The organism is Paenibacillus humicus NBRC 102415 (genome assembly GCF_004000905.1).
In the GTDB taxonomy this organism is placed as follows: domain Bacteria; phylum Bacillota; class Bacilli; order Paenibacillales; family Paenibacillaceae; genus Paenibacillus_O; species Paenibacillus_O humicus.
The window spans coordinates 1-13340 of sequence record NZ_BIMD01000079.1 but is presented as its reverse complement, the minus strand read 5'-3'; the positions used below and the strand labels follow the sequence as shown (position 1 = coordinate 13340).

At 61.6% G+C, this 13340-nt stretch carries 10 protein-coding genes; 3 read left to right on the top strand and 7 right to left on the bottom strand.

Annotated features, from left to right (window positions below; translation table 11 throughout):
- Positions 1–75 precede the first annotated feature (75 nt).
- The 4 genes from PHU01S_RS26035 to PHU01S_RS24730 form a co-directional block, all read right to left on the bottom strand.
- Positions 76–1491, bottom strand: a complete 1416-nt coding sequence (locus PHU01S_RS26035) for an SH3 domain-containing protein (protein WP_164763197.1) — start codon at positions 1489–1491, stop codon at positions 76–78.
- 607 nt (positions 1492–2098) lie between these two features.
- Positions 2099–2980, bottom strand: coding sequence for a cation diffusion facilitator family transporter (locus PHU01S_RS24740; RefSeq protein ID WP_048748369.1), 882 nt, complete (start codon positions 2978–2980; stop codon positions 2099–2101).
- A 250-nt stretch (positions 2981–3230) separates the two neighbouring features.
- The gene (locus tag PHU01S_RS24735) at positions 3231–4007 is read right to left on the bottom strand and encodes a carbohydrate-binding family 9-like protein (protein ID WP_218032502.1); all 777 of its coding nucleotides are present in this window, start codon (positions 4005–4007) and stop codon (positions 3231–3233) included.
- A gap of 127 nt (positions 4008–4134) precedes the next feature.
- Positions 4135–4617, bottom strand: coding sequence for a zinc ribbon domain-containing protein (locus tag PHU01S_RS24730; RefSeq protein WP_164763196.1), 483 nt, complete (start codon positions 4615–4617; stop codon positions 4135–4137).
- A 247-nt stretch (positions 4618–4864) separates the two neighbouring features.
- Between PHU01S_RS24730 and desA the strand changes: the two genes are divergently transcribed.
- The 3 genes from desA to PHU01S_RS24715 are packed head-to-tail and all read left to right on the top strand — an operon-like array spanning position 4865 to position 7756.
- Complete coding sequence (gene desA, locus PHU01S_RS24725; RefSeq protein ID WP_127510383.1) at positions 4865–5968, top strand: Delta(5) desaturase DesA; 1104 nt, start codon at positions 4865–4867, stop codon at positions 5966–5968.
- 52 nt (positions 5969–6020) lie between these two features.
- The gene (locus PHU01S_RS24720; RefSeq protein ID WP_021880937.1) at positions 6021–7157 is read left to right on the top strand and encodes a sensor histidine kinase; all 1137 of its coding nucleotides are present in this window, start codon (positions 6021–6023) and stop codon (positions 7155–7157) included.
- Positions 7154–7756 carry a response regulator transcription factor gene (locus PHU01S_RS24715; protein ID WP_021880936.1) on the top strand — a complete coding sequence of 201 codons (603 nt, stop codon included), beginning with the start codon at positions 7154–7156 and terminating at the stop codon, positions 7754–7756. The genes PHU01S_RS24720 and PHU01S_RS24715 overlap by 4 nt, the downstream gene beginning before the upstream one ends.
- A 93-nt stretch (positions 7757–7849) precedes the next feature.
- Here PHU01S_RS24715 and PHU01S_RS24710 read toward each other — a convergent pair whose 3' ends face one another.
- The 3 genes from PHU01S_RS24710 to PHU01S_RS24700 all read right to left on the bottom strand — a co-directional run bounded on the left by PHU01S_RS24710 (position 7850) and on the right by PHU01S_RS24700 (position 12940).
- Positions 7850–8686, bottom strand: coding sequence for an EamA family transporter (locus PHU01S_RS24710; protein WP_127510380.1), 837 nt, complete (start codon positions 8684–8686; stop codon positions 7850–7852).
- Positions 8687–8963: 277 nt separating this feature from the next.
- Positions 8964–10202 carry an alpha-L-fucosidase gene (locus PHU01S_RS24705; protein ID WP_076359393.1) on the bottom strand — a complete coding sequence of 413 codons (1239 nt, stop codon included), beginning with the start codon at positions 10200–10202 and terminating at the stop codon, positions 8964–8966.
- Between the two features lie 209 nt (positions 10203–10411).
- Complete coding sequence (locus PHU01S_RS24700) at positions 10412–12940, bottom strand: glycoside hydrolase family 95 protein (RefSeq protein WP_164763195.1); 2529 nt, start codon at positions 12938–12940, stop codon at positions 10412–10414.
- Positions 12941–13340: the final 400 nt, after the last annotated feature.

Below are 13340 nucleotides of genomic sequence, written 5' to 3'. Positions count from 1 at the left end.
CTCCCGGTTGAGCGGATATATAATAAACAAGCAGGGCACCACCCCATGGGATGGCGCCCTGCTTGTTCGTTTGTTTTAGACAGCGCTGCCGCCAAAGAGGAAGCGGAACTGCCAGTTGGATGTCGGAGATACCGTCGTGACCTGCACGCCCCCTGATTCCTTGGAGTAAGTCTGCAGGATCTTGTTGTCCCCGAGATACATGCCTACATGCGTAATGATCGACGAATCCAAAGGACCGGAGCTGTTCACCTTGGTCCCGGACGACACGAAGAACATGAGATCCCCTCTCTTGAGGGAGTTCCAGTCCGTCGTATAAGCGCCTCGATCCAGCACATATTGCCCTTGTCCCCTGGAGTCCACCGGCAGTTGCAGGCTGAGCGCGTCCAGGAAGGCTTGCCGGACAAAGTCCGAACAGTCGAACGTAGACGTGTCGCTGCGGCTGGAACCGTACTCGTAAGGCGTTCCCAGATACTTGAGTCCGGCATTGATGACAGCCTCGATCTGCTCGGAGGCCTGCGGACTCAAGCTTGTCCCGGCCGATGGCGTGGAAGGCTGAGGAGTCGGTGCTGGATTCGGAGTCGGGACCGAAGGCTGCGGGCTTGGGGCGGCGCCGCCGGGGAGCGTTCCCGTAACCGAAATATATTTGGTGTCGGAGCTGACGTAGCCCGTGACACCGGCCGAATCCTTGACCATGTACCAGTAGCCGTTCGGCACAGCTGTCACCTGGATCGACTCTCCGCTCTTCAGGTTGCGGATCTGGTCGTAGGACGACGACGGTCCCTTGCGCAGCGTCACGGCCGCAACAGTAACGGCGTTCGGAGCGAATGCGGCGCTGCTGCCGCTTCCCGCTCCGGCGGCGCTGCTGCCGCTTCCCGTTCCGGCGGCGGTGCTGCCGCCCGTTCCGGCGGCGGTGCTGCCGCTCTTAGCGCCAGGGAGCGTTCCTGTTAGGGTTATGTATTTGGCATCCGAACTTACGTAGCCCGTCTTGCCGCTGGCATCCACGATCTGATACCAGTACGAGCTTGGAATCGATTTGACCTCGATCAGCTCGTCCTTTTTCAAATACCTGACCAAGGCACTCGCTGTGGATGGGCCGACACGCAGAGCTACCGTCGAAGCGGCTTTCGCATTGCTCGCGAATTTGCTGCCCGCTGCAGATGCGGCCGGCTTGCCGGCGGAAGCGTCGGTTGCAGCTTCGGCAGCCGCGGCGTCCAGCATCGTGATGTAGGAGCTGGAAGCGGACACATAACCGATCGTGCCGGACTTGTCCTGCACCTTGAGCCAGTAGTTGTCCACTCGCTGCAGGACGGATATCTGCTCCCCCTTCGGCAGAGTGCGGAGAACCTTCCCGGCTGTAGCCGGTTCGGCGCGCAGGTTCACGTTGCCCTGCGTCTGGGCTTTCTGCGTCGCCGCCGATACGGCGGGCGGAGCGGCGGCAAGTCCCAGCGTCAAGCTTGCGGCCAAAACGGCGGCTGCCAATGATTTGTTCATGCGTCGATCACGACTCCCTTCATCTGTCCAATGTCGATTGTCTAATCAGGACCCGGCCTCGCCAATCATCCAAGCAGATTGCAGCAGCCGGCCAACCAGCACGCCAGCTGCAGTACAGCAAAAATAGACAAACCCGTATCTGATCTATCGGCAAATGAAGGGAGGAACTTTAGCTGCCTCTGCCATCTATTGTAGAATCTTGTCCGCAAAAGGAACATCGTACCTTGTTCCCAAAAATAGCTTGTCCAGCTCCCGCACACGGCGGATGAGACCTATTTCGGTCCTGTTTTTCGGTATGCTAGTCCTCATGCAATTAAGGCCCGTTCGGTCCTTCTTTCCGCACATCAGTCCTCTCCACGCTCAATAGGCCCCACCTCAGACCTTAATTCCGGCATGGCCACCCTCTCCACACAGCTCCATTCCAATTCCTATTCCCGGCATGTCCGTCCTTCCTTATTCCCGGCATGAAAACCTATAGTAACAGCTTCGCCAGCGTAAGAAGGACGGGCACAATCTAGTCCAAAGCCCGCTCTATACCCTCCCCAAACAAAAATAGACCCTCGAGGAACCGTTCCTCAGGGGTCTATCCTTGCCGCGCCTAAGCCGTTCATGCCGGCTCGTAAGGCTCGACATGCACATGAACGCTCATGATATTGTGCTTGCGCTCCATCCGGGTCTCGATCTCGTCGCTGATCCGATGGCTTTCCACCAGCGTAAGCCGGGAATCCACCAGCACGATGACATCGACCAGCACATGGCTGCCATGCACGCGGGCCTTGAGATCCTTGATCGACTTCACGCCGTCCACCTTCTCGATCGAGGACCGGAGCGTCAGCAGCTCGCTGTCGTCGAAGCCGTCCGTAAGGGCATGCGTCGAGCTGTAAAAGATCTCCCATGCCGTCTTGCAGATGATGACGCCGACGGCGATCGCCGCCAGCGGGTCGAGCCATGCCCAGCCCAGCGCCGCTCCCCCGATGCCGACGGCGGCGCCGATGCTGACGAGGGCATCGGACAGATTGTCCTTCGCCGCCGCGTTCAAGGCGCTGCTGTTGATTTGCCGGGACAGCCTGCGGTTGTAGATGTAGACGCCGTACATGATGACGGCGGACGCGACGGCTACTGCGGCCGACAGGGCATTAGGCGGCTCTCCTGCGCTTCGGAACAAGGACTTGACCGAATTGATCAGCACCTGCAGGCCCACCGTCGCCATGATGAAGGAAGCGATCAGCGAGGCGATCGTCTCCGCCCGGAAGTGGCCGTAGGGATGGTCCTTGTCCGGCGGCTTCTGCGAGATCCGCAGGCCGATCAGCACGGCGAAGGAAGCCACGATATCGGTCAGGTTGTTGTAGCCGTCCGCGGAGAGCGCCTTCGACGCGAAGTAGTATCCGGCGACGATCTTGGCGGCGGACAGAACGAGATACGCGGCGATGCTGACCCAAGCGCCCCTTTCTCCCTTGCGGATGTCGGCATACTGCTGTTCGGTAGACACGAATGGTTTTGCCCCTCTCCTCGCGATACGACCATAATACGCGCTCCGGCTCCAGTGGGCCTAGAGAAACATTGTTGTTCAAGGCCTTTCTTTTGTCGAAAAAACCGCTGTCCATGCCGTATCCAACGCTGATAGCATACCCTGAATTTTCCTTTTTCAATCGCCTTCGCCTTCCCCGATCGGCAAAAAGACCGCCTGGCCAACGCTGGCCAAGCGGTCGCAAACAATCTAATCGGCTGAATGGACAGCGTCACTCTCCAAGGACAAACTGCCCGAACCGTTCCGGCACATGGAACCACGGCTTGCCTGTCGGGCTCCACGCCTGCAGCTCGGGATCTCTTCCGGGCGCATGGTCGATCCGGTAGGCGTTGACTCTCCACTTCAAGCCTTTGCGGAGCGGGGAGCGGAATTCGGCAGCGGGCAAAAACAGCTCATACGCCCTGCTCCCCGCTGCGGGCGTCTCTACCTTCACGGCGAGGCCGTCCGCATCCCAGCCGGTGTCGGCTTGAATCCCTTGCGGCTTGCCGCTGCCATCATTGGAGATTCGGGCGTCAAAGACGATTCCCCGCGGGCTGACCTCCAGCTCCATATACTGTCTGCCATCGCCTTCTTCATCGATGAAAAGCTCCACGACGTCCTGCTCGTATAGAGGCTCGTCCCGCCGGGTAAAATCGGAGAGGATATAGGAATCCTCGCAAGCGAAACGCACGAGCAGCCCCTGCTCGTTCCAGCAAGCCTGCACCGATGTCATCTCCCGGACAGTCCCTCCCGTTACCGTGTCGCGGAGCCGGACAGACGGAACTCCGGACCAGTCGGCCTGCGGCATTGCGTTGCGGAGAGGATCGCCATTGGCACATCCGTCTCCCCAGTCGGCTTTCGGCATCCGGACGCGGAGAGGATCGCCATTGGCCCGTCCGTCTCCCCAGTCTTCTTTCGGCATCCGGACGCGGAGAGGATCGCCATTGGCCCTTTCTACGCCGTCATGCTGCGTTTTGAATTGCCGGTAAGGGCATTCATATCGGGGCAAGGAAACCGGATTCATCCTATTGACCTCTTCTCCCGAATATGATGGCTCCGGACCACGCCCGGCCCTGTCTTGCTATCGGCGAGCGCATGCTCCGGGTCCCATCGCATCCTCATCTGCAGCCTCTGCGCTAAGCCCATGAGCCCAGCTCCTTCCCGCAGGAAGCGCAGCGGCGGGCGTCGAGCGCGTTCTCGGACTTGCAGCTGCCGCACAGCACCCGGACCTCGCCCTCGAGCTGAAGGGATTCCGCGGCGGCTACCTGGGGGAAGACATGCCCGCAGCCGGTGCAGACGCCAGCTCCGAGCTCCACCTCGCGTCCGCAGGACGGGCAGGCTTTGACCGTCTTCAGCACGCGGATCTTCTCCTGCAGCTCGGCGATGTCATGCTCCGCCGTCACGATGCCTTGGCACAAGCGGAACGCCGAATCATGCGAGGAGGCGATATCCTCTCTGAGATAAGCTTCGTAGACCGCGTCTCCGATCGCTTTTTTCTGCTTGCCGATGTCCCGCTGCTTCAGGACGATCAGCGATTTCAGCCTGGCGATCTCCATCGTCTGCTGAGCCGCCTTGGCCGCTTCCGCGGCTCCCTGCTTCATTCTATCGAATAACGACATCTCCATCTCTCCCCGCTGCAAGCTTCGGAAGCCCGCCGCATTTCTTCTTCAAGGCTACACCAGGCAAGCATGTCCGTTCAACCATTCGATCCTCACCCTCGACCCCCGCGGCTTGAAATATCTGGGCGGAACCATGACAAATGTCACCCTCTGTCATTACGCCTGTGACTGCTAAGCCCATTGCCGCAGCGGATATAATGGAATCTCCAAGACTGCGCCACTTCAGCCACATTCAGGAGGTTTCGGGATGTCTCCACTAAAACAACTGCGCCAAATGATAGCGCCCTATGAAAAATCGGATTCCGCCGCCAGCGTCTGGCAGCTGCTCAACACGCTGCCCCCTTTGGCCTTGCTTTGGTACGCCGCCTATCTCAGCTTGAACGTCTCCTATGCGCTGACGCTGCTGTTCAGTGCCGCCGCCGCCGGCTTCGTCATCCGCAGCTTCATCATCTTCCATGACTGCTGCCACGGATCGTTTTTCAAAAGCAAGCGCGCCAACAATCTGCTGGGGTATCTGCTCGGCGTTCTGACCATGTTCCCGTATGAACAATGGAAACATGCCCACAATATCCACCATGCGGGCAGCGGCAATCTCGAGAAGCGCGGCATCGGCGATATGTGGATCCTGACCGTGCAGGAGTATGCCGAGGCATCCCGATGGCGCAAGCTGAGCTACCGGATCTATCGCAATCCGCTCGTGCTGTTCGGACTCGGTCCGATCGTCCTGATCCTCTTCGCCTACCGCTTCAACGAGAAGGGCGCGCGCCGCAAGGAGCGGCTGAACACGTACGCGACCAATGCCGGCATCGTCGTCCTCTACGCGCTGCTCGCCTGGGCAGCCGGCTGGCAGTCGTTCCTGCTCGTGCAGCTGCCGATCTTCTGGATCTCCGGCGCCGCCGGCATCTGGCTGTTCTATGTGCAGCATCAGTTCGAGGACTCCTACTTCGAGCATGATCCGGAATGGGAATACCTCAAGGCTGCCGTCGACGGCAGCTCGTACTACAAGCTTCCGGCCTGGCTGCAGTGGCTGACCGGCAACATCGGCTTCCACCATGTCCATCATCTCAGCCCGCGGATTCCGAACTACCGCCTCCAAGGCGCCCATGAAGCGGCTCCGTCGCTGCAGCATGCGACGACCATCACGCTCCGCACCAGCCTGAAGTCGCTGCGCTTCAACCTCTGGGACGACGTGAACAGAAGCTTCGTCTCCTTCCGGGACGGCAAGCGGTTGATCGCGCAGCGGCCGGATGCCGGAATCGAGGGCAAGCATCAGGCGGAGCTCCGCCCCTTCCCCGTCGCCCGCGTTGCTGCGACGCCAGTCAAAGCAAGGACCGGAACCAGCGGAGAATAAGCCCGTTATGCTACACTGGTAGCATCAGCATTTCAAGCAAGGAGCGGCATCGATGCAGAAATGGTACCGGATCTTTCCCCGCAGCACGGGATTCAGCTTATATGTATGGCTGGCATTCATCATCTTGCCTTTCTATTTCATCTTCCGGTTCCCGGAGACCGGTCATATGCTGTTCGGCGGGTTTCTCGTCGCTCTGTTCTTCCTGTGCTTCCGGCTGACCTCTTCCGACAGAGGCTGGAAGCTCTATACGGGCATCTCCATCCAGATGGCCGTGTCGGCTGCGATGACGATCTACTTTCATTACCCGTACTTCAGCTTCTTTCTCGCCGTATTCATCGGCAATACGAGAAGCTGGGCGGGTTTTCTCAGCCTGTATATCGTCCACCTGGTCGTCACGCTCGGAGCTGTCTATGCGGGATTCGCGATCGGCAACGAATTTTTCATCTCCCAGTGGCCCTTTGTCCTTGTCTGCCTGATCGGCGTGGCGGTGCTTCCGTTCAACCGCTACAATACGCTCAAGCAGGTCAAGCTGCAGGGGCAGCTGGAGGACGCCAACCGCCGGATCGCGGATCTGCTCGTGCACGAGGAGAGGCAGCGCATCGCGCTCGACCTGCACGACACGCTCGGCCAGCAGCTGTCTCTGATCCGCCTCAAAAGCGATCTCGCCGGCAAGCTGCTGGACAAGGACCCGGAGCGGGCGCGCGGCGAAATGGCCGACGTGCATCAGACGGCGCGGATCGCCCTGCAGGAAGTCAGGGAGATGGTCTCCCATATGCGCGGCGCGCGGCTGGAGGACGAGATCCAGCGGGTGCGCCAGATTCTCGGCGCGGCGGAGATTTCCTTCGAGATGGAGGGAGACCCCCGCTTGGCTCATACGTCGAGGCTGACGGAGAACGTGCTCAGCATGTGCATCAAGGAAGCTGTCACCAATGTCGTCAAGCACAGCAACGCCGCCTCCTGCTCCCTCTCCATCACCCAGCTTCCGGAGCTGCTCATCGTCAAGGTCAAGGATGACGGCAGCGGGATCCGGAACGTGCGGAAGCTCGAGCGCGGCAATGGACTGCAAGGAATGAAGGAGCGGCTGGAATTCCTCAACGGAACGTTGGAAATATCCGGCGCGCCGGGAACGGAAATTACGATGACCGTTCCCCATAACGTCAGCCGGGTGGAGAAGGAGGTGGAAGGATGATACGGATCGTCATCGCCGAGGATCAGCGGCTGCTGCTCGGCGCGCTGGGGTCGCTGATCGACCTCGAGGAAGACATGCAGGTCGTCGGCCAGGCCGGCAATGGGCAGATCGCGGTCGAGCTGGTGCGCCAGCACAAGCCCGACGTCTGCATCATGGATATCGAGATGCCCGTCATGAACGGGCTCGAAGCGGCCGAGCTGCTGAAGGGCGACGGCTGCAAAGTGATCATTCTGACCACCTTCGCCCGTTCGGGATTTTTTGAGCGGGCGCTCAAGGCGGGCGTCCAGGGCTATCTGCTCAAGGACAGCTCCAGCGACGAGCTCGCCGACTCCATCCGCAGCGTCATGACCGGCAGGCGGCTGTATGCTCCCGAGCTGGTCGACGAGGTGTACAACGTGGAGGAGAATCCCCTCACCGAACGCGAACGCGAAGTGATGGAGCTCGTCGCCGTAGGGAAGAACACCAAGGACATCGCCAAGGAGCTCTTCCTGTCCAGCGGCACGGTGCGCAACTACATCTCCGTCATTCTCGACAAGCTCGGCGTCAGCAACCGGATCGAGGCCATCTCCAGGTTCAAGGAGAAAGGCTGGTTCAAATGAAAAAGGCGATTTCCTCCAGGCCGCGGCCTGCGGGGAAATCGCCTTTTGTCATGGCGGCCTTGGGAGACCGCCCTTGTTCATTGCGCCCGCGCCTCAGCCCCACAAAGCCACGGTCACGATCGCCGCGGCCATGACCGCAGATGATACGATCCGGCGGAAGCCTTGGCTTTCCTTGAGCAGCAGCACGCCGAAGATGGCGGCGAAGACGGTGCCGCATTCGCGAATCGGCGAAATGAGTCCGATCGGCGCGTAAGGAATCGCGAGCAGGAACAGCAGATAGGAGCCCGGGCTCAGCACGGCGCCGGCCAGCGTCTGCTTCCAGCGTCCGCTCCACTCTGCGCGCAGCTTGCCTTTGCGCATCGCGGCAGGAGTGAGCGCAGCCATGACGCCAAGATTGCCGAGCGCAAGCAGCGACAGCGCGGACAGATGCTGCAGATTGAATTTGTCCATCGTGACGTAGCCCGCCGTGCACAGGCCGACGCCGAGCGCAAGCAGGACGGGCCGCATGGCGACCCGCTTGCCTGGAGCGGGCCACCCGCTGAGCGAGAAGAAGCAGAGCAGCATGATGAGCAGCGCCAGCCAGCCCCAGATGCTGAGCGATTCATGCCAGATCAGCATCCCCAGCAGCGGCACGAGGAACATGCCGGTTCCTCTCATGATGGGATAAACCTGCGACATGTCCCCTTCCCTATAGCTGAGGGAGAGGAGCAGGCCGTACGCGGCCTGAAAGGCGAAGGACAGGACAAGCGTAACCCAGCCCCCGTGGAGGTGGATGAGCTCCCATACGAGGTAGGGCAGCAGAGGAATGGTCGTGAAACTGAAGATGAGCCAGAGAAAGACGGCTTTGTCCCGGCTTTTTTTGGCCAGGAGATTCCACACCGAATGAGCCAGACCCGATGCGGTTACGAGCAGGATTGCCAAAGATGTCACAGGATCACCACTTTGTAGAATATGGCGGCAGAGTGGAAAGGAACGGGCCGGGAGCCGTCGATCCCGGTTCGCTGGTCATCGGGCGCAGCTTCGGCCGGCAGGAGCTGAACCCCTGCTCTCCGATTGAATGTAGGATGTTGCCATCGGCTTGTCAAGCTTAAAAAGCCTGCTGCCGCAGATTGTCTAGGCTCAGGGACCGATCAGCCAATCCGCCTGGCTGCATGGCCCCCCGCTGCGTCGGACAGTCATAGGCTCAGGGACGGGCGTCCCGCTGCCGTCAGACGGCGGCGTAAGCCTGCAGCGAGCGGATCAACGGCTCGCCTTCGCTTTTCAACACTCTCAGCCGCACGGCTTCCGCGGCGACGGGAGTCAACGCCTCGATCCGCTTGTGGCCTACCGAGAAGCCCGATGCCAGCTCGCGCCATTCGCCGTCGATCCGGATGTCGGCCGCATACTCGCGGATCCGCTCGCCCCGGGAGATATCCTCCATGATGACGAGATGGCCGATCTCCGTCGGAGCGCCCAGCTCCAGCGTCAGCTCGCTGCCTTCGCCGGATGTCTCGGCGGCCGGCGTCCCCAGCCTGCGGCGGATCTCGGCGCCAAGCTCCTGAAGGCGGGCCGCATCGAGCTCCGGCAGCAATCCCCTTCGGTCCGGCGACAGATTCAGCAGCAGATTGCAGCCATGGCCGACGGAGCGGTAGTAGATGTCCATCAGATGGTCGAGATCGTGCAGGCGATCCTCGGAATCCGGATGCCAGAACCATTGATGGCGGCGGATCGGCACGTCGCATTCGGCCGGCACCCACTTGGGCGTGGACGGCAGCCAGGTCGCGCTCTCGGCGGCAAACATGCTGAGAGGAGCCGACTCGGCCGTATTCCAGCAAGGATATGGCGCGACTCCGTCCTCGTTGCCGACCCAGCGGATCGTCGGCTCGCCCATGTTGAACACCATCGCGCCGGGCTGATGCCGGCGGACGAGCTCGATGATGCGCGGCCAGTCATAGACGCGTCCCTCCGAGCCCGCGCCGTCGAACCATACTTCCATCAGCTCGCCGTAGCCGGTGAGCAGCTCCGTCAGCTGGGCGCAGTAGAAATCGTCATAGGCTTCCTTGTCTCCATATTTCGGCTCGTGCCGATCCCATGGGGACAGATAGAGCCCGAAGCCGATGCCCTCCTCGCGGCATGCGTCCGCGCATTCCCGCACGACATCTCCTTGGCCGTCCCTCCAAGGGCTGGAGGCGACGGAATAATCCGTCTGCGCGCTCGGCCAAAGGCAGAAGCCGTCATGATGCTTGGCGGTGAGAATGAGATATTTCATTCCCGCTTGCCGCGCTTCGCGCGCCCATTGCCGGGCATCGAGCTCCTCAGGATGGAACAGTAGAGCCGAATCCCCGCCTTCTCCCCATTCCTGGTCGCAAAACGTATTCATGCCGAAGTGGATGAACATCCCCATCTCCATGTCCTGCCAGATCAGCTGATGCTTCGAGGGCACAGCCCCCGTGTAGGTCTCGTTCATGTTCTGGTCTCCTTCGTCCTGGCTCCGCCCGTTCGGTCGGAGCCGATATAAGCTGGGTCCGCCCGCGAAACAGGCCGTATAGCTCCGGCGGCACTGCTCCAGCGGTTGAGTTCCGTTCCAGCGGTTGAGTTCCGTTCCAGCGGTTGAGCTCCGTTCCAGCGGTTCCATCGCGTTGCCGGCCGCCCAAGCTCGTTTCAGCTGTTGCCGCATCATGCCCGAACGGCCGCAAGCCTGAGCACGTCCCCCGCTCTGGCATCGAATCGGTACCGTCCGTCCTCGAAAATGAATTGCTTGAGCAGGCCGGCGCCGTCCACGGCCGTCAGCTCCCCGACATGCCGGATGAAGAAGCTTCCGCCATGCGTGAAGCGCAGCTCGGCCTCGGTCAGCCTTCCTCCCGCCCATGACAGGTCGCATTCCGCTCCGCCTCTGGCGCGCAGTCCCGTCACTCGTCCCTCGGGCCACTCCGGCGGCAGCGCCGGCAGCAGCTTCAGCTCGCCGCCATGGGACTGCAGGAGCATCTCGGCGACGCCTGCCGTGCCGCCGAAGTTGGCGTCGATCTGGAACGGCGGGTGATCGCCGAACAGATTGGGATGGACCGCATGGCGCAGCAGCTCCATCAGATGCTCATGCGCCTCGCCGCCTTCGCCCAGCCGGGCCCAGAAGTTGAGAATCCACGCCCGGCTCCAGCCGGTATGGCCCCCGCCATGGGCGAGCCGGCTCTCCAGCGTCTTTCGGGCCGCTTGGGCGAGCTGCGGCGTCCGCTCCGGCGTAATCTGCTCGCCGGGATGCAGCGCGAACAGATGGGAGATATGCCGGTGTCCGGGCTCAGGCTCCCCGTATTCCTCCGACCATTCCAGCAGCTGTCCGCGGCTGCCGATCTCCGGCTCGGGCAGCCGGCGGCGCGCCGCCTCCAGCTTCGCGGCAAGCTCCGCGTCCACGCCGAGCTCCGCCGCCGCTTCCCCGCAGGCCGAGAACAGCGCATGGAGGATCTGCGAGTCCATGGACGGACCGATGCACAGCGCGCCACGCTTGCCGTTAGGGAGCTCGTACGTATTTTCCGGCGACACGGAAGGTCCGGTGACGAGCCTGCCTCTGCTGTCCTCAAGCAGGGTGTCGAGGAAGAATCGCGCCGCGTCCTTCAGCATCGGGTAAGCCCGATCCTCAAGGAACCGGCGATCCGGCTGATAGCGGTAATGCTCCCACAGATGCAGGGAAAGCCAGGCGCCTCCCGTCGGCCAGATGACCGCGGGCACCCAGACTCCGACAATGCCGGTATCTCCCCACATATTGGTCGCGTGATGGGCGACGAAGCCCTCGGCTCCGTACATTTCCCGTGCCGTGACGACGCCGTTTTCGCGCAGGCGGTCGAGCAGATCGAATACGGGCTCGTGGGTTTCCGCCAGATTGCAAACCTCGGCCGGCCAATAGTTCATCTGCAGATTGATGTTGAGGTGATAGTCGCTTTCCCACGGCGGGGTGAAGCTTTCGTTCCAGATGCCCTGCAGGTTCGCCGGCAGCGATCCCGGGCGCGAGCTCGAGAGCAGCAGGTATCGGCCGTAGAGGAAAAAGAGGCGGACCAATCCGGGATCGCTTCCTCCTTCCCGCAGCAGCCGCAGCCGCACATCGGTCGGCAGACAGTCAAGCGTCGGGCCGGATTCCTGTCCCGGTACGGATTCTTGTCCTGATGCGGATTCCTGTCCTGATGCGGATTCCTGTCCTGATGCGGATTCCTGTCCCGGTACGGTTTGCCGTCCCTGAACGGACTCCTGCCCGCGAGCAGGCTCATGCTCCCTGCCCGGTCCCTGTCCCGGTCCCTGTCCCGCATCCGCTCCTGCTCCCAGCTCCAGCGTCACGCGGTCGTACAAGGCGCGATGAGCGAGCAGATGCCGCTCCCGGATCTCGTCGTAGCCCGCGTCCAGTGCCGCCTGCACCCGCGCCAGGCTCTCCGCCAGCGGATCCCCGCTGCGGAAGGTCGTGGCCGCGGCGATGTACAGCGTCGCCGAATCCGCCCCGTCGATGAGGATCGCATCGCCGAGCAGTCGGCAGCTGCCGCCCTCCGCTTCAGCCCGCAGCACGGCGGCGTAGCGGACGCCATCCGGTCCGCACTGCCCCTCCATGGCGACGCCCCGCTCCAGCTGCGTCATGCGGCCTTCGAACGGACGGCGCGTCATGCCTGCCCGCAACGACAAGCCGCCTGGCTCGCTGCCCTCGATCCGGACCACGATCACGGCATGCGGCTCGCTCGCGAAGACGGTCCGGGTGCGCTCCACGGCTCCCCAGCCGAAGCGGGTCACAGCCGCCGCCTCATCGAGGCGCAGCTCGCGAATATATCTCTCCGCAGCAGCAGGCTCGCCGGGGAAGCGGATAAGCAGCTCGCCCAGAGTCTGGTAGGGAGCGAGATGGCCGGACTGCGTCATCACGGCCGTCATCGCCAGCTCCTCCGCCAGCTCCGGCTCGCCGGCGAGCAGCAGCTGGCGGATGCGCGGCAGCTGCTCCGCCGCATCCGGGCTCGATCCGATTCCAGGGCCGCCGTACCAGAGGGAATCCTCGTTGAGCTGGATCCGCTCCTCGCCGAGCCGGCCGAACACCATCGCTCCAAGCCGGCCGCTGCCGATCGGAAGAGCTTCGGTCCAAGCGCCCGCAGGGGCTTCATACCAGAGCGCATCCCGCGAGGCGGGCTCCAGCTTCTCTCCATTTGTCCGAACTGCTGTCTTGCCTTGCACTTGTTCCGTCGTCATGATTTCAGGGACTCCTTTATCCGGTAGTGACGCATCCCGTTCGCTGTTCCCGCAGGGAGCTTGGCTGCGAAGAGCGCAAGAATGCATTTGAAGAGCGATATATAGACCTCTTCTTTAAGCGGAAAATCACTCGAGCGGAACATGGAACCTACCTAGACTGTCAGCCGGCTTCGCGGTTTGATTGCTAATCTCGATCCTGACTTTGATTTTGGCAAAAACGGCGGTGGCCTGCGCAACCTATCGGACATACGATCCGTTATTGGGTCCATTTAGAGCGATTTCTCATTTTATCGGACATACGATCCGTTATTCCTAAGAAAATGGCCATGGATGACAGGTTTTTGAGGAAATAACGGATCTGATGTCCGATAGAGTCCACAATGGAGCTGATTTCCACGAA

What these genes read in the sequence shown, in the direction of transcription:
- PHU01S_RS24730 (WP_164763196.1), bottom strand. Translation starts at nt 4,617, where the DNA reads ATGTCGTTATTCGATAGAATGAAGCAGGGAGCCGCGGAAGCGGCCAAG.
- PHU01S_RS24705 (WP_076359393.1), bottom strand. Translation starts at nt 10,202, where the DNA reads ATGAACGAGACCTACACGGGGGCTGTGCCCTCGAAGCATCAGCTGATC.
- PHU01S_RS24720 (WP_021880937.1), top strand. Translation starts at nt 6,021, where the DNA reads ATGCAGAAATGGTACCGGATCTTTCCCCGCAGCACGGGATTCAGCTTA.
- desA (WP_127510383.1), top strand. Translation starts at nt 4,865, where the DNA reads ATGTCTCCACTAAAACAACTGCGCCAAATGATAGCGCCCTATGAAAAA.
- PHU01S_RS24715 (WP_021880936.1), top strand. Translation starts at nt 7,154, where the DNA reads ATGATACGGATCGTCATCGCCGAGGATCAGCGGCTGCTGCTCGGCGCG.
- PHU01S_RS24700 (WP_164763195.1), bottom strand. Translation starts at nt 12,940, where the DNA reads ATGACGACGGAACAAGTGCAAGGCAAGACAGCAGTTCGGACAAATGGA.
- PHU01S_RS26035 (WP_164763197.1), bottom strand. Translation starts at nt 1,491, where the DNA reads ATGAACAAATCATTGGCAGCCGCCGTTTTGGCCGCAAGCTTGACGCTG.